Genomic DNA, 14,700 nt, shown 5'->3' with positions numbered 1-14,700 from the left:
CTGAACCACCGATTTTCCGGTAAGGTTCAGGAGGCTTTGTTTTGTCGGGGAGGACAAACGGGTGGAAAGCCTTGGCACAGACGGAGAGATGAAGCGCGTGGTGATCGCCGGATGCCCGGGGGCCGGCAAGTCCCGTGCGGCCCGAACCTTGAGCGACCTGACCGGCCTGCCCGTCATTCATCTTGACAGTCATTACTGGCAACCGGGTTGGCAGCGCCCTTCCCCCGAAGTCTGGCGCGCCACCATGAAAGAGCTGATCGCTCGCCCGCGCTGGATCATGGACGGCAATTACGGCAGCACCCTGGACCTTCGCCTCAAAGCGGCTGATACGCTCATCTATCTCGATTTTAAGACGTTTCTCTGTGCGACGAGAGTGCTGAAGCGCTCCATTCTCGGCCGCGGTGGCACCCGCAGCGGCGAATTGCCGGATGGCTGCCTGGAGCGCTTCGACTGGCCGTTTTTCAAGTTCGTTCTGAACTACAGGCGGACGCGGCGGGAACGTGATCTGGAAAGCATCAGGGTGTTCTCCGGAGTGAGCCATGTCTTCATCCGTCCCCGACAGCTGAAGCGTTTCCTCGTCTCAATAAAGAGCGGACAGGTTTCCTGAATTCTGCCGTGGCTTGCCGGTAAAGTGCCACTTCATCCCCCAAAAGGGGCCGCAGAAGCGGCCCCTTTTCAGTTCGTGTTGTGACGTCAACCCTGCGAAATCCGTTCGGAAAGCTGGCTGTTGGTCATGGCTTCGCCGTCCAGGTTCCAGGTCCCGTCCACAGTGTGCACCACGTTTGAATAGATGCGGTCCCGTGGCAAACGACCTTCTGCCGCCGCAGCGATGATATCTGTTGCTTCCTTGAAGAACCCGACCTGAACGTCCCGCGCGGCCAGGGCAAAACTTGGCGTCTTGCATTCCAGCCACGCCCCTTCCACCGGCTCGCCGCCGGACAGCGCCCCATTCTTCGGCAGTGCCTGTATCTGCATGGTCACGTTCGGAGTCATGACTTTGTTGCCGCCAAGCCCGTGCCATTTCAGGAAGGCTTCGGTGATTTTCCTGCCTGCTTTCAAACCGGCATCTTCGCTCATCACGCCCTGGGTGTAATTGAGTGCAAGTGGCATTTCCGTTCCTCTCAATTAAATATAACGTTCGTTATATTTTCTGACACACCCTATTTATGTAACGATCGTTATGAAGTCAACAGAATATATAACGACCGCTCTTTAATTGAGAGAACCGCATGGCAAAACAACAACTTCGCAAGGCAGAAACCCAAAAAGCCTTGCTCAACGCATCAAGCAGGGCCTTCCGAAGCGAAGGATATTCCGGGGTTGGTGTCGACGCGATCGCAAAGGCGGCGGGTGCTACTTCGGGTGCATTCTACGCGCACCTGGGATCAAAGGACGGGGCCTTTCACGCCGCGCTGGAACAGGGACTGGACGAAGTAATCACCAACATTCCTGACTACCGGGAACGTTTCGGCGACAAATGGGTCGAGGCATTTGCACGGTATTATCTCGGCACGGCGCATCGGCAGGACCGCGCCTGCGGCTGTGCGATGACCGCGCTATCGCCCGATGTCGCACGGGCCAAGCCTGAGACCCGCAAACTCTATGATGACAAAATGCAGGAAATAGCAGCACTCGTTGCCGAGGGGCTCAAGGAAGGCACCCCGTCTGAACGGCGGAACCGCGCCTGGGTTTTTCTCAGTCTCCTGATAGGAGGACTGACCACGGCACGGGCCATGTCTGATGAGGCCCTTGCCGAAACCGTGACAGCGGCCGCCCTGCCCGCCGCCCTGCAGGCCGCCGGCGTTTGATGGCGACCAATCACTCAAGCGATCAACCGCCCGTGCCAGGCTCCAGAGACTGAAGATATTGCCGGCGCGTGATCCGGTAGAACCGGCAATGCAATCCATGCTTCCTTATTTCCCGCCAGAAACGCAGTCCTGCCTTCTGCATCACCCGCTGCGAAGCCTTATGCTCCGCGACTGCATAGGCAAGCATGTGATCGTTCTGTGTGGTGTCGAAGAACCAACCGACAAGAGCCCGCGCGATCTCGCTCGCATAACCCTTCCCCCAGGCTGACCGTTTCAGGCTGTAGCCGAGTTCATAACCTTCCGGGTTCCTTTCGAACGAAAACCCCGCCCGGCCGATAAAGGCTCCCTCAACCGTCTCCAGTTTCCATTTGGACATCCCGGTGCCCCGGTGATCGCCGACGTAATTCGCCAGCCGCCGGCGCACTTCCTCCGGATCCATGATCGCCGGTCCCGGAGACAGATAGCGATTGACCTCCGGGTCTGAATGAAGGTCCTGCAACAATGGGAAGTCATCTTCGGAAAAAGGCAACAGGCGCAGCCTGCCTGTAGTCAGAATGGGTGTGTTCAAATGGGTTACTCTCAAAAAAAGGGACCGTGGCAGACACGGTCCCGACGCATTTCCCGAGGTCCCGTAAGCCCCGAAAATGCCTAAGCACTCATGAGATAGGATTGCATGGACGGGCTCAGGAGCTGAAACACGTCCGCCTGCATGCCTTCAATCACTTTGCTCTCGCGGTGATAGAAACCGTTGCCCTTGACCACTTCTCGCATGGTCCGGTTGTCGGTGCGCACCACAGCGACCAGATGGGAAAAATAGGTGTTTTCGAAGAACCAGTCTGACAAGGCGGCACAAAGGCGCTTGGGCAGATCCGGGTCCTGATCCAGTACGTCGAGACGCAGGCAATAGTTCAGACTGATCTCGGAAGTTTCGCTGACAGGCGTAAACCCGGCCCAGCCGAGAAATGCCCCGTCGGAAGACACCGCCTTCCACTTGGCAAACCCGAGGTCGTCCTGGTTCTGCTGAGCAGACCGCACCAGTTCTTCCGCATCAACGACGGTGCAATTGGTGGAATATTCTGTACATCGGTTGCCGTAAGGATCGGAGTGAAGATCTTTGACGAGATGAATATCGGTTGGCTTGAAAGGGACGAGCCGCACTGAACCGCATTCGAGTATGATCGTCTGCACCGTGACCTCCCAGTCTAGGATTTCTTCAGGCCTTACAAGCGGCGGCGAATCCCGCCACCGAACGCATGTTAGCCATGTAACCCTGAATTGTGCCATTGCCATGGCAGACAAAAGTATAAGATCAATTTTGACAAAAATATATTCGCAATACCAAAGAGTTACGCTCAAACCACTGCTGCACCGCACACATCAGAAGTTGACGCTGAGCCGTCAAACCGTTCGGAGAAAGGCCTCCATCTCAATTAGGTTTGAAGGATCAACCCGTTGCCAATCCGACATCTGGTTGCGAAACCAGGTTTCCTGACGCTTTGCGTATTGACGCGTTGCAACAGTCAGCCTGTGGATGGTTTCTGCATAATCGGCTTTTCCGGCAAGATAGGCGCCAAGTTCCGGCACGCCGATTGCCCTCATCGCTGGCAACTTATCCGATAGGCCTTGTTCAAGCAGGGCCCGCACTTCATTGAAGCCTTCTTCGCAAACCATCAACCTGGCCCGTTGCTCGATACGTTCATGCAGCCAGGGCCGCGGAGGTGCCAGAACGATCCGGTGACACGCCTGCGGCTTGAGAAGAGGCGATGACTGGGCGTGCTGTTGCCATGCCTTCAGAGGGCGGCCGGTTGCCAGCAGAACCTCCAATGCACGGGCAAGACGTTGCGGATCAACCAGCGCCTCGGCAGACTCAGGATCCCCCTCGGCAATCAGTTGCTGCCTCAAACCTTCCACACCTTGCGTGTCGGCAATGGATCTCGCCCTGGCACGGATCTCTTCCGGAATGCCAGGCATTTCCGCAAAGCCTTCCGTCAGCCCCTTGAAGTAGAGGCCGGTGCCACCGACGAGGATAGGCGTCTGGCCGTTTCCCCAGGCATCTTGCAGTTCCCGTTCCGCCAGGCGCAGCCAGTCGCCGGTCGAAAAGGCAGTCGATGCAGGCAACACGCCGTATAGCCTGTGAGGTGCTTCAGCCTCCTCCGCCACGCTGGGGCGTGCGCTCACCAGTCGCAAGTCTTCGTAAAGCTGCATGGAATCTGCATTCACGATGACACCATTCAGCCTTTTGGCCAGCGTCAACGCCAAAGCGGACTTGCCGCTGGCTGTCGGCCCGGCTATCAGAATGGCGCGCCTGGCAGTTGCGGGCGTGCCGTCATCGTCGTCCAGGGAACCGTCCATGTCTTTTGTTGCCACTTTGGTGTCCACTCCTGCTGCGCCGGCAGTCGACGAGGATCTGGTTCGGCAGGCATCCGATGCACTCGGCGTTACCGGAACCTCGACCCGTCTTTCTGCAGGTGTGGCAGCGGATATCCGCTTTGAGGGTCTGGATGCAAGTGCCGCGGACGGTCTCTTGCGCGAAGTGATTGGTCGTGCCCCCGTCGACGTCTTTGTGCAGAAGGAAGCCGGCCGCCGCAAGCACCTGCTGATCGCCGACATGGATTCCACCATGATCCGCCAGGAATGCATCGACGAACTGGCGGCTGAACTTGGCCTCAAGGATCGCATATCGGAAATTACCGAGCGGGCGATGCGCGGCGAGATCGATTTTGAACCGGCCCTGCGCGAACGTGTTGGCCTTCTCGCCGGATTGCCGGTGTCGGCTATCGAAACGGTGCTCAGCAAGCGGATCCAGCTGATGCCGGGCGGCCGTACGCTGGTACAGACGATGAAAGCGAACGGCGCTTACTGCGCCCTTGTTTCCGGTGGCTTCACCCATTTCACATCTGCTGTCGCGACGCTGATCGGTTTTGACGAGAACCAGGCCAACACGCTGCTGGAAGTGGACGGAAAACTGTCAGGCAAGGTCGGAGAACCGATTCTCGGACGCGAGGCCAAGCGCACCCGCCTGGAATATCTCGTCGCGGAGCACGGCCTTGATTTCGCAGATACGCTTGCGGTCGGAGATGGCGCAAACGACCTCGCCATGATCGAACGTGCCGGAGCCGGTGTCGCTTACAGGGCCAAACCGGCAGTCGCCGCCGCCGCCGACTTCCGCATCGACCACGGCGACCTCACGGCCCTGCTCTACCTGCAAGGCTACGCGGAAAGCGATTTCGTTCTGAGTTAAGGCGCGGGCCTGCGGCAATCCTGATTTGAGCGGTTTCGGTTCCTCGCCTCGCGCGGGCGGTCCTTCTTGTCTTTCAAGGAAAGAACCTTTCGACGGAGTATGCAGCCCATCCTTCGAGACAGGCCTCCGGCCTTCCTCAGGATGAGGGAGAGTGTGTGGGGATACCGAACACAAAACTCTTCGAAGTGGTTAGGCTACAAACCGTCAATTCGCCCTACGGCACATCCAACTCGCCAAATCCATCAACATCCTCCAAGCCCCCAACTCCGCCCCCCATCAGCCTCATCCTGAGGAAGCGCGGAGCGCTGTCTCGAAGGATGGGCCCCTTGTCCAAAGCATCCTCCCTTCCCTTTCCAGACAGACCTTCAGCCGTCTTCAGGAAGAGCGTGCAGGTGATTGAAAACAGAAAAAAGGGCGCCATTCGGCGCCCTTTAATGTTCAGGTCCTGACGGAGACTGCGATTACTCGTCTTCGATCCGCACCGGAACGAAGCGGACATCACCCGTTGGATTGGCCAGCAGAAGCAGGGCCGAGCGGCGGTTGTCTTTTTTCAGCTTGTCGATCTCGGCCATGACGTCTTCCGGCGTCTCGACCGTTTCCTGAGCGACTTCCTTGATGACATCGCCGGCCATCACGCGCTTTTCCTCCGCAGAGGTGCCTGGCTTCACTTCCGTGACCACAACACCACTGACGTCTTCATCGATGGAAAACTGCTTGCGCAAGGCGTCGTCCAGAACGGCAAGTGACATGCCGAGCACTTCGCTCTTTTCGACCGGCTTTTCCGAAGGCTCTTCTTCCTCGGTTGCGCTGGCTTCGGTCACCTCGGTTTCAACGAGCTGCTCGAGGATCACGCTGATGGCGACTTCCTCGCCCTTGCGCAGAACCGTGACTTCGACTTCCTTGCCGATTTCGGTTTCCGCCACCATGCGCGGAAGTTCGCGCATCGTGTCGACATCCTTGCCGTCGAACTTGATGATCACGTCACCCGGTTCGATTTTCGCCTTGGCCGCCGGACCATCGTCGGTCACACCGGCAACCAGCGCGCCCATGGCCTTGTCCATTGCCAGGCTGTCGGCAATCTCGTCCGTGACTTCCTGAATGCGAACACCCAGCCAGCCGCGGCGGGTTTCGCCGAACTTGCGCAGCTGATCGATCACGTTCATGGCGGTGTTGGCCGGGATCGCAAAGCCGATGCCGATGGAGCCGCCGGACGGCGAGATGATGGCCGTGTTGATGCCGATCACGTTGCCTTCCATGTCGAACAGCGGTCCGCCCGAGTTACCCCGGTTGATGGAGGCATCCGTCTGGATGAAGTTGTCGTAAGGACCGGAGTTGATGTCGCGGTTTCGTGCGGACACGATACCGACGGTCACGGTGCCGCCCAGACCAAACGGGTTGCCGATCGCCATCACCCAGTCGCCGACGCGAATGGCGTCGCTATCGCCGAAACTGACCGCCTTCAGAGGCGTGGTCGGCTCCACCTGCAGCACTGCGAGATCGGTTTTCTCGTCGGTACCGAGGAGCGTCGCCTTCAGCTTGGTGCCGTCGTTGAAGTTGGCGGTGATTTCGTCCGCGCCTTCGATAACGTGATTGTTGGTGATAATGATGCCGGCTTCCCCGTCAATGACGAAGCCCGAACCCAGCGACTGAACCCGCCGCGGCTGGTCGTCGTCCCGGTTCTGCCGGTTGAAGAATTCTTCAAAAAACTCCTGGAAGGGCGAACCTTCCGGAACCTGCGGCATCGGCACCGAACGGCGGCCCTGCACGGTTTGAGCGGTGGAAATATTCACCACTGCATCCGCGAGGCCTTCCGCCAGATCCGCGACGGACACAGGTCCTTGTGCGTATGCTGCCTGGATAGGCTGAAAAGCTGCCATTCCACCGATTACGATGCCCGCCGCGACTGCGGCGATCCTGGTCATCCGACGGCGAATACTTAGTGGAGCCATAGGGCTTTCTCCTCATCCCAGCCGGTTGGACTGCAGTCAGAATGCTGACAGTCGATGGGTTTGTTCCGGTCCTTGGTTCAGAATATAGAACGGGCGGGAAGATTTTGCGCCTCCCGCCCGAAAACTTTTCGTTATCCGCGAATGATCCACACAAGAAATACGCCGATAACCGCCACGATCAGGCCAGTTGCCCGCAAGGTCTGGTCCGGTGTCTCCAGCGCGCTGCGCATGATGGACTTCATGCCACCGGGCACAAGCGCGTAGAGAACACCTTCAAGCACCAGGACCAGGCCGAGCGCCGTTACCAGTTCGCTCATTGTGCAGCGAGCGACGGATTCCGGTCGGATACGCCCTGGCTACCGTTTCCATCGGCACCCGGAGCCGGCAAGATACCGGTCGGGTCCTTGAAGAAGCGGAAGAAGCTTGAATCAGGCGACAGCACCAGGCTGGTATCGCCGGACCGCAATCCCGCCTCATAGGCCTGCATGGACCGGTAGAAGGCGAAGAATTCCGGATCGGCACCGAATGCCTCGGCAAAGATCCTGTTTCTTTCAGCGTCACCGGTACCACGCATGATTTCCGAGTCACGGCGTGCTTCAGCAACAAGAACCGTCGCGTCGCGATCCGCACGGGACCGGATCCTGCGAGCAGCTTCTTCACCCTGCGCACGGATTTCCGTGGCTTCCTGCTGACGCTCGGTCTGCATACGGGCGTAAATCGCCTGCGAGTTGGCGTCCGGCAGATCCGCACGGCGGATCTTCACGTCGATCACCTCGATGCCGAGCTGTTCGGCATTGGCATCGATATCGCGGCGAATGTTTTCCATCACGCCGGTACGGTCGTCGCGAACAAGTGCCACGAAGCTGGTGCGGCCGACTTCCGAACGCAGCGAGGACTGCAGGAACGTCGACAGACGCCGGTTGGCGGTCTGGATGTTCTGGACACGCTGATAGAACAGCACCGGATTGGAGATCTGGTACCGCGCGAAGGCATCCACGATCAGACGCTTCTTGTCCGAGGTGATCGGCTCAAGCGGCGGCATGTTCAGGTTCAGGATGCGCTTGTCGAAGTAGACGACGTTCTGAACGAACGGGATCTTGAAGTAGAGACCCGGTTCCTTCTTCGGCTGTTCGACGATCTTACCGAACTGCAGGACAAGTGCCTGCTGGGTCGGATTGACGATGAAGACCGAAAGGTAAGCGACGACCGCTGCGATCAGCAGGACGATTGCAAGGATACCACTACGCATGATCAGTTGCCTCCCGCGCGCTGTGCAGGGGCGGTCTGACGCCCGTTCAGGTCATTCAGCGGCAAGTACGGCAACACGCCGGAGCCTGTCGCGTCGCTGTCGATGATGATCTTGTTGTTCGAGCCCAAAACTTTTTCCAGGGTTTCGAGATACAGACGCTCACGGGTCACGTCCGGTGCTTTCCTGTATTCTTCGTAGATCTTGGTGAAACGCTGGGACTGACCGGTTGCCTCGGCAATGGTCTGGTCCTTGTAGGCGTTTGCCGCTTCCAGAACGCGTGCTGCTTCACCGCGCGCTTCCGGAACCACCCGGTTGGCGTAGGCCTTGGCTTCGTTGCTGATACGCTCTTCGTCGGCGCGTGCGGCCTGCACGTCGCGGAAGGCGTCGATAACCTGCGCAGGCGGGTCAACGCGCTGCATCTGGACTTCGCCGATCTCGATACCCGACTGATAGCTGTCGAGTGTCTTCTGCATCAGGCTGGCAACGTCGTTCTGGATGGAAACACGATTTTCCGTCAGGATGGAGTCGATCTTCGATCCGCCGACAACCTCACGCATCGCGCTTTCGGCCACGGCTTTCACGGTCGCTTCCGGATCCTGGATATTGAACAGGAAGTCGGCAATACCCTCGTTGGTATTCCGGATACGCCACAGGACCTTGAAACCGACGTCGACGATGTTTTCGTCGCCGGTCAGCATCAGGCTTTCTTCCTGGACGTCGCGTGCGCGCACAACGCCGGAGCTGCTGACGTTTTCTTCGGTGCCAACAGTGGTTTCGCGCTGCAGTTCGACTTTCGGGGTGTAAACTTCACCGATCGGATAAGGCCAGTTGTAGTTCAGGCCAGGAGGGGTCTGATCCTCGACCTTGCCGAGTACCAACTCGACACCGACCTCGCCTTCATCGACAACATAGAAGCCGAAGGCCAGCCAGACGATAAGCGCGACGCCGACCACGATCCCGCCGCCGATGAAACCCAGGCCGCCGCCGCCACCGCCCGGAAGGACGTTGCGCATGCGGTCTTGGGTGCGTTTCAGGAGCTCTTCAAGATCGGGTGGGTTTCCGCCTCCACGGTTGGAGCCTCCACCCCACGGGCCGTTGCCGTTACCGCCGCCGCCACCGCCGCTGCCCCAAGGGCCGCCGTTGTTTCCGCCACCTTTCCAGGGGCCACCGCCACCTGACTGATTGCTCCAAGGCATCAAAACTTCCTTCTTTGTCGTCCGGCACGTTATCCCGGACAGGGATTTTCACCCGTTCTGACTCACCGTTGGTTATAGGGAGGTTACCGTATGCTTTCAACGGAAAGCCCCACGTAAAAACCTCCCAAAACCCGCGTGTTCCCGTGCCGCAGGTGGTGGTAAATGGAGAGACTGTCAAGACCGACGGAACATTTGGCCGCACCCCGCCGGAATTTGCCCCGAAAAGACGGGCTCAGTTCACGTTGGCGGAACGGATCATGTCGACATGCAGAATACCGTCCTCAATGTATTCTTCAGACACCGTCACAAAGCCCAGGGAGCCGTAGAAAGCCTCCAGGTAAGCCTGTGCGGAAACGTGGATCTCGCACCCCGGAACCAGGGCCTCCGCCTTGTCGATGCCGGCTTGCATCATGAGACGCCCGAGCCCGCTCCCCCTGCCTGCCTTGGCAATGACCACCCTGCCGATGCGGGCACGGCCATGCTGCGGCTCTGTGAACAGGCGGATTGCGCCCAGAAGCGCTCCTGCCTCCTCGTCTTTGATGAGGTAATGCAGCGCCGTCTGGTCCTTGCCGTCGATGTCGGCGTAAAAAGACGCCTGCTCCAGAATGAATATATCCTGGCGCAGTTTGAGCACTTGATAGAGGTCGTTGAGGCTTAGCTCATCGAAAGTGGCCCATCTGGCCGTTAGATTGGCGGGTAAACTCATGACAACGGATCCGATAGGTATTCAAGCCTTGCGGCGGTAGGAGACGAAGGTGAAATCTGCGCTGTCGCGTTCGGTGCGCTGGCCCGGCTCGCGACCGACTTCCTGCCACACCGCCGGATCGATGTCCGGAAAGCGGGTGTCTCCCGCCGGCTGCGCGTCCACCTCGGTGATCTCGAGACGGTCGGCTTTGCCGATCGCCTGGGCATAAAGCTGCCCCCCGCCGATGCACATGACCTGGTCGACGCCAAGATCCGCTGCCAGTTCCGCTCCCCGTCGCAGCGCCTCTTCAAGGGACGTCGCAGCTTCCGCACCTTCCGGCGCATATTCCGGATCCCTGGAAACAATCACATGCGGACGTCCCGGCAAAGGCTTGCCGCCGAACGATAGAAACGTCTTGCGCCCCATGATCACCGGCTTTCCAAGCGTCAGCCGCTTGAAATACTTCAGATCCGACGGCAACCGCCAGGGCATGTCGTTATCGGACCCGATAATCCCGTTTCGTGCCACCGCGGCAATCAAGACAAGTTCCGGCAAAGCCATCTCCGAATCCGGTTTTCAATTCCTCAAACGCCTCCTAGCATGGAAACGCGAGCCAGGAAAAACCGCAGACATTTTTCTTGCCAGGCTGTCGGATAAGCGCCCCTTGGCACGTCCTTGAAACTGGACCGCCACGACAAGGAGACTTTCGGAATGTCCGACCTGATGGAAACCGTCTTGATCGAACGCACCCGCGCGTTGATCCCGGATGACAATGTCGAGCAAAAGCGCATGTTCGGGTCCACCTGTTTCATGGTCGACGGCAACATGCTGGTCTGCGCCTCCAAACGCGGACTGATGGCACGTGTGGGAACCGCACAGCAGGAAGAGGCGGTAGCAAGGCCCTTTGCCTCGGTCTGCAAGATGGGGGGCCGGCCCATGCCCGGCTTTATCCGGGTCGAGCCGGACGGAATCGAAAGCGACGAAGACCTGAAGAGCTGGATCGATATGGCCAGATCCTATGTCAGCGCACTGCCGCCCAAGGCTGCCAAGCCTAAAAAACCGAAAACCGGAAAGACTGCAAAATGAACGGCTCCGGTTTTCAGCCAGAAACCTTCCGTTTTCTGGAAGAGCTTGCCGCCAACAACACCAGGGACTGGTTTGAAGCGCACAAGGCCGATTACCAGCGCTTCGTCAGGGATCCGGCCGACGAGCTTCGCGGCAGGCTTGCCGAAACGCTCTCGCGGCTTTGCGGACACAACCTCACCTCGAAGCAATTTCGCATCAACAGGGACCTGCGCTTTTCCAGGGACAAGACCCCCTATAACACCCACGTTCGCATGGCCTTCTGGCCGCAGGACACCGCTTTCCAGGGCAAGGACGCGCAACCGCCCAGCTTTTTCCTGTCCGTGGAAGCCGACCATGTGCGCACCGGCGCAGGGTGCATGCGGTTTTCAAAACCGGTGCTCGGATCGTTTCTCCAGACACTCGAGACGGACAACGGCGAGGACATCGGAGATCTGATCGCCCATATGACGGCTGCCGGGTTTGAAATGTCCGCCCCAGATCTTGCCAAGGTTCCTCGCGGCTTTCCCGCGGACCACCCGCGCAGTGGTCTTGCCCGGCACAAGGGCCTCGCCGTTTGGCGAGACGTCAGCGATATCGGGTCGCTTCAGGGGGCAAACGGCCACGAAGCGATTGCGAGGGTTATTGAACCTGCACTCCCTTTCTGGCGCTGGCTGATGACGCTTCACGCGCACCTGACCTGACACATTGGCTGCGGAGAATACCCAGAACGCAAGACGAAATCACTTGATCCAAAGCGCTTTGGAAACTATGACCATCGCATTCGCGTTTCCACTCCAGATGAGTTCCCATGGCACTTCCCAAAGACCTTGCGCTCCGTTTTCCCGGCGATTTTCTGTTCGGTGTTGCAACCGCGGCCTATCAGATCGAGGGCGCAACCAGCGAAGATGGCCGCAAACCCAGCATCTGGGATGCCTTTTCGAAGATGCCCGGTCGCGTTTACCAGAGGCATTCCGGAGATATGGCTTGCGACCATTATCATCTTTGGGAAAGCGATCTGGATCTGATCAAGTCACTCGGCGTCGACGCCTACCGATTTTCCATCGCCTGGCCGCGCATTCTTCCCGATGGCCGAGGCCCGGTGAACGAGAAGGGTCTCGACTTCTACGACCGGCTGATCGATGGCATGGTTGCCCGTGGTCTGAAGGTCTATCCGACGCTGTACCACTGGGATCTGCCGCTGACCCTGGCGGGCGATGGCGGCTGGACCGCCCGCAGCACGGCAGAAGCGTTTGCGGACTATGCGGAGATTGTCGTCAAACGGCTCGGCGACCGGATGGACGCACTGGCAACCATCAACGAACCCTGGTGCATCTGTCATCTCAGCCATCTCTACGGCATCCATGCTCCCGGTGAAAAAAGTATCGAGGCGTTCGCAGCCACTGTGCACACGCTGAACCTGGCACATGGCCTGGGCGTTCAGGCTGCCCGGTCCGTAAAGCCGGACCTGCCGATGGGCATCGTCATCAACGCCCATTCCGTCTATCCGGTCAGCGACACACCGCAGGACAGGCAAGCGGCAGACCGGGCCTTCCAGTTCAACAACGGCATTTTCTTCGAACCGATGTTCGAGGGCAGTTATCCGGCGGATGTGCTCAGCGCCTTTGGCGACCACATGGACATTCGCGACGGTGACCTTGAAACCATTCACCAGCCTCTCGACTGGTGGGGGCTGAACTACTACACGCCGCTACGCGTGAAAGCAGACACCAATGCCAGCGCGGTCTATCCAATGGCCGAGACGGTTCCCCCAACTCCGGGGCCGGAGCTGACCGATATCGGCTGGGAAGTCTATGAAAAGGGCCTGTCGGATCTCCTGAAGGATCTCGACACCCGTTACACGCTTCCGGACTGCTACATCACTGAAAACGGTGCCTGTTACAATGACGAGCCGCAGGACGGTGTCGTCAACGACCAGCGCCGGATCGACTATCTGGAAAAACATTTCGGTGCCATTGCCGATGCACGCGAGGCAGGTGTTCCGGTGAAGGGCTATTTCCTCTGGAGCCTGATGGACAATTTCGAGTGGGCCGAAGGCTACAAGATGCGCTTCGGTATCGTTCATGTGGATTATGGCACCCAGGTCCGTACGCTGAAGAACAGTGCCCTGTGGTACCGGGACTTCTTGGAAGCGCATCGGCAGGGGTGAAAACGCTTAGAGAATTCGCCCTGCATTGCGGATCAGTGGAACCAGCACGCACGCTTAACTTAACCTGGCCTCCTCTCCCCTCATCCTGAGGAGCGAGCCTGCTCGCGTCTCGAAGGATGGGCGGCATATTCAGCGTGTGGGGCCCATCCTTCGAGACAGCGCTGCGCGCTTCCTCAGGATGAGGATGTATTGGTGTCAGGATCAGGCGTTCAAAGGCGAGGCTACGCTTCCCGTAAATTCGCCAGAATGATCTCACTCCAGACCCGGGTCGGCGGGATCCAGGCGGACCAGTCGTTGTAATTGCCGGAATAGATGACGGCCGCAACATCTGCCTTGGGGCACAGCCAGAGCCGCTGGCCACCATTACCGAAGCCGGCAAACCAGGGTGTCGGGCCGCCAAGAGCCGGAACGGGAACCTGGCCGCAAAACCAGAAATAGCCGTATCCCGGCCCTTCGCTGGTTTCGATGATTGGCTGCAGTGAAGCCCGGATCCAGGCTTCGGGAACGATCTCCCTGCCCTGCCAGATACCGTTGTCAAGAACGAGACGTCCGATCTTGAGCAGGTCCGGTGCAGCCAACCTCAGCCCGGACGCCGGCGAATAGGCCCCATCCCGGCCGATAGACCAATCGAACTGATTTATGCCAAGTGGCGAAAACAGGCGTTCCCTTGCATAATCGGCCAGCTTCTGTCCCGTTCCCCGTTGCAGGATCTCGCCCACCAGCGCGGTGCCTCCGCCACTGTAGATCCATCGGGTGCCGGGGTCTCCCACCAGCGGACGCTCCAGAATGTAACGGTACCTGTCCGGGGCCATTTCCATGGCGATTTCGCTGTTTTCCGGATCGGTATAGGGACGGGTCTCGTCCCACTCCATGCCGAGCGACATGGTCAAGGCGTGCTCCACGGTCCGCTCCATGCGTTTCGGATCCGCGGCAAGGTCGGCATATTCGGGAAAAAGCTTCAGGACCGGCGTATCGAGCGTCGGCACCTCGCCCCGCTCCAGCGCAATGCCATAGAGCAAGCTGACGATGGATTTGGTGATAGAACGCAGGTCGTGAAGGGTCTCGGGGCCGAAGGTTACCTCACCGATCGGACGGCCCCAGTTTTCGTCCTCTCCCTTGCCATAACTTTCCAGAACCGTCTCACCACCGCGTTCTGCAATCACGACATGAAGATGCGGCAACAAACCTGCCTCGGCACCGGCGCAGAGCTTGCGGCCAAGGGACGTATCGAACCCGCGACGCTCGGCAGCTGCCGCGTGGGGTGAGAGCGAAAGACCGTCGGTTGACTTCATGAAGAGCTCCCTTGCGTGAAACCTGAAGGAAGTGTCGGCAGTTTCATC

At 59.0% G+C, this 14,700-nt stretch carries 17 protein-coding genes; 6 read left to right on the top strand and 11 right to left on the bottom strand.

All coding sequences use genetic code 11. The annotated features are described in order from the left end of the window. Positions 1 to 61 precede the first annotated feature (61 nt). On the top strand, positions 62 to 607 hold the full coding sequence (locus tag HEP89_RS16740) for an adenylate kinase (protein ID WP_286201054.1): 546 nt from the start codon (positions 62 to 64) through the stop codon (positions 605 to 607). Between the two features lie 86 nt (positions 608 to 693). On the opposite strand, the gene HEP89_RS16735 is transcribed toward HEP89_RS16740, so the two are convergent. Continuing rightward, entirely contained in the window at positions 694 to 1,110 is a 417-nt protein-coding gene (locus HEP89_RS16735) for a hypothetical protein (RefSeq protein WP_023000537.1), read from the bottom strand. A gap of 119 nt (positions 1,111 to 1,229) precedes the next feature. Between HEP89_RS16735 and HEP89_RS16730 the strand changes: the two genes are divergently transcribed. After that, positions 1,230 to 1,808 (top strand): TetR/AcrR family transcriptional regulator, encoded by a 579-nt coding sequence (locus HEP89_RS16730; RefSeq protein WP_168692557.1) that lies wholly within the window; start codon positions 1,230 to 1,232, stop codon positions 1,806 to 1,808. A 22-nt stretch (positions 1,809 to 1,830) separates the two neighbouring features. Here the strand turns inward: HEP89_RS16730 and HEP89_RS16725 are convergent, their stop codons facing one another. The 3 genes from HEP89_RS16725 to miaA form a co-directional block, all read right to left on the bottom strand. Beyond that, a complete protein-coding gene (locus HEP89_RS16725; RefSeq protein ID WP_168692556.1) occupies positions 1,831 to 2,376 on the bottom strand; it encodes a GNAT family N-acetyltransferase in 546 nt (181 codons plus the stop codon). A gap of 80 nt (positions 2,377 to 2,456) precedes the next feature. Beyond that, positions 2,457 to 2,996: a GNAT family N-acetyltransferase gene (locus tag HEP89_RS16720; RefSeq protein ID WP_023000534.1), complete on the bottom strand. Its 540-nt coding sequence runs from the start codon at positions 2,994 to 2,996 to the stop codon at positions 2,457 to 2,459. Positions 2,997 to 3,206: 210 nt separating this feature from the next. Then, entirely contained in the window at positions 3,207 to 4,160 is a 954-nt protein-coding gene (miaA, locus tag HEP89_RS16715; RefSeq protein ID WP_168692731.1) for a tRNA (adenosine(37)-N6)-dimethylallyltransferase MiaA, read from the bottom strand. Here miaA and serB point away from each other — a divergent pair. After that, positions 4,159 to 5,049 (top strand): phosphoserine phosphatase SerB, encoded by an 891-nt coding sequence (gene serB / locus HEP89_RS16710; RefSeq protein ID WP_168692555.1) that lies wholly within the window; start codon positions 4,159 to 4,161, stop codon positions 5,047 to 5,049. The genes miaA and serB overlap by 2 nt on opposite strands. A gap of 461 nt (positions 5,050 to 5,510) precedes the next feature. Here serB and HEP89_RS16705 read toward each other — a convergent pair whose 3' ends face one another. From HEP89_RS16705 to HEP89_RS16680, 6 genes are all read right to left on the bottom strand, one after another. Beyond that, entirely contained in the window at positions 5,511 to 6,998 is a 1,488-nt protein-coding gene (locus HEP89_RS16705; protein ID WP_168692554.1) for a DegQ family serine endoprotease, read from the bottom strand. A 131-nt stretch (positions 6,999 to 7,129) separates the two neighbouring features. Then, positions 7,130 to 7,315 (bottom strand): DUF2065 domain-containing protein, encoded by a 186-nt coding sequence (locus tag HEP89_RS16700; protein WP_023000530.1) that lies wholly within the window; start codon positions 7,313 to 7,315, stop codon positions 7,130 to 7,132. Then, positions 7,312 to 8,247, bottom strand: coding sequence for a protease modulator HflC (locus HEP89_RS16695; RefSeq protein ID WP_023000529.1), 936 nt, complete (start codon positions 8,245 to 8,247; stop codon positions 7,312 to 7,314). The genes HEP89_RS16700 and HEP89_RS16695 overlap by 4 nt, the downstream gene beginning before the upstream one ends. A gap of 2 nt (positions 8,248 to 8,249) precedes the next feature. Continuing rightward, the gene (gene hflK, locus HEP89_RS16690; RefSeq protein ID WP_168692553.1) at positions 8,250 to 9,443 is read right to left on the bottom strand and encodes an FtsH protease activity modulator HflK; all 1,194 of its coding nucleotides are present in this window, start codon (positions 9,441 to 9,443) and stop codon (positions 8,250 to 8,252) included. Positions 9,444 to 9,675: 232 nt separating this feature from the next. Then, complete coding sequence (locus tag HEP89_RS16685; protein ID WP_168692552.1) at positions 9,676 to 10,149, bottom strand: GNAT family N-acetyltransferase; 474 nt, start codon at positions 10,147 to 10,149, stop codon at positions 9,676 to 9,678. Positions 10,150 to 10,170: 21 nt separating this feature from the next. Continuing rightward, positions 10,171 to 10,689 (bottom strand): dihydrofolate reductase, encoded by a 519-nt coding sequence (locus HEP89_RS16680; RefSeq protein ID WP_168692551.1) that lies wholly within the window; start codon positions 10,687 to 10,689, stop codon positions 10,171 to 10,173. Between the two features lie 150 nt (positions 10,690 to 10,839). Between HEP89_RS16680 and HEP89_RS16675 the strand changes: the two genes are divergently transcribed. From HEP89_RS16675 to HEP89_RS16665, 3 genes are all read left to right on the top strand, one after another. Then, on the top strand, positions 10,840 to 11,214 hold the full coding sequence (locus HEP89_RS16675) for a TfoX/Sxy family protein (RefSeq protein WP_168692550.1): 375 nt from the start codon (positions 10,840 to 10,842) through the stop codon (positions 11,212 to 11,214). Then, positions 11,211 to 11,894: a DUF2461 domain-containing protein gene (locus HEP89_RS16670; RefSeq protein WP_168692549.1), complete on the top strand. Its 684-nt coding sequence runs from the start codon at positions 11,211 to 11,213 to the stop codon at positions 11,892 to 11,894. The genes HEP89_RS16675 and HEP89_RS16670 overlap by 4 nt, the downstream gene beginning before the upstream one ends. Before the next feature lie 107 nt (positions 11,895 to 12,001). After that, positions 12,002 to 13,360 (top strand): GH1 family beta-glucosidase, encoded by a 1,359-nt coding sequence (locus HEP89_RS16665; RefSeq protein ID WP_168692548.1) that lies wholly within the window; start codon positions 12,002 to 12,004, stop codon positions 13,358 to 13,360. Positions 13,361 to 13,581: 221 nt separating this feature from the next. Here HEP89_RS16665 and HEP89_RS16660 read toward each other — a convergent pair whose 3' ends face one another. Beyond that, on the bottom strand, positions 13,582 to 14,652 hold the full coding sequence (locus HEP89_RS16660) for a serine hydrolase (RefSeq protein ID WP_168692547.1): 1,071 nt from the start codon (positions 14,650 to 14,652) through the stop codon (positions 13,582 to 13,584). Between the last annotated feature and the right edge of the window lie 48 nt (positions 14,653 to 14,700).

The organism is Labrenzia sp. 5N (genome assembly GCF_012395805.1).
GTDB classification, from domain to species: Bacteria; Pseudomonadota; Alphaproteobacteria; order Rhizobiales; family Stappiaceae; genus Roseibium; species Roseibium algicola.
This window is presented reverse-complemented; position numbering and strand designations above follow the sequence as displayed.

Bases quoted from the DNA above. Each gene is read 5' to 3' on its own strand.
- serB (WP_168692555.1), top strand. From the start codon at position 4,159: ATGTCTTTTGTTGCCACTTTGGTGTCCACTCCTGCTGCGCCGGCAGTC.
- HEP89_RS16665 (WP_168692548.1), top strand. From the start codon at position 12,002: ATGGCACTTCCCAAAGACCTTGCGCTCCGTTTTCCCGGCGATTTTCTG.
- hflK (WP_168692553.1), bottom strand. From the start codon at position 9,443: ATGCCTTGGAGCAATCAGTCAGGTGGCGGTGGCCCCTGGAAAGGTGGC.
- HEP89_RS16730 (WP_168692557.1), top strand. From the start codon at position 1,230: ATGGCAAAACAACAACTTCGCAAGGCAGAAACCCAAAAAGCCTTGCTC.
- HEP89_RS16695 (WP_023000529.1), bottom strand. From the start codon at position 8,247: ATGCGTAGTGGTATCCTTGCAATCGTCCTGCTGATCGCAGCGGTCGTC.
- HEP89_RS16675 (WP_168692550.1), top strand. From the start codon at position 10,840: ATGTCCGACCTGATGGAAACCGTCTTGATCGAACGCACCCGCGCGTTG.
- HEP89_RS16660 (WP_168692547.1), bottom strand. From the start codon at position 14,652: ATGAAGTCAACCGACGGTCTTTCGCTCTCACCCCACGCGGCAGCTGCC.
- HEP89_RS16670 (WP_168692549.1), top strand. From the start codon at position 11,211: ATGAACGGCTCCGGTTTTCAGCCAGAAACCTTCCGTTTTCTGGAAGAG.
- HEP89_RS16705 (WP_168692554.1), bottom strand. From the start codon at position 6,998: ATGGCTCCACTAAGTATTCGCCGTCGGATGACCAGGATCGCCGCAGTC.
- HEP89_RS16685 (WP_168692552.1), bottom strand. From the start codon at position 10,149: ATGAGTTTACCCGCCAATCTAACGGCCAGATGGGCCACTTTCGATGAG.
- HEP89_RS16735 (WP_023000537.1), bottom strand. From the start codon at position 1,110: ATGCCACTTGCACTCAATTACACCCAGGGCGTGATGAGCGAAGATGCC.
- HEP89_RS16700 (WP_023000530.1), bottom strand. From the start codon at position 7,315: ATGAGCGAACTGGTAACGGCGCTCGGCCTGGTCCTGGTGCTTGAAGGT.
- HEP89_RS16680 (WP_168692551.1), bottom strand. From the start codon at position 10,689: ATGGCTTTGCCGGAACTTGTCTTGATTGCCGCGGTGGCACGAAACGGG.
- miaA (WP_168692731.1), bottom strand. From the start codon at position 4,160: ATGGACGGTTCCCTGGACGACGATGACGGCACGCCCGCAACTGCCAGG.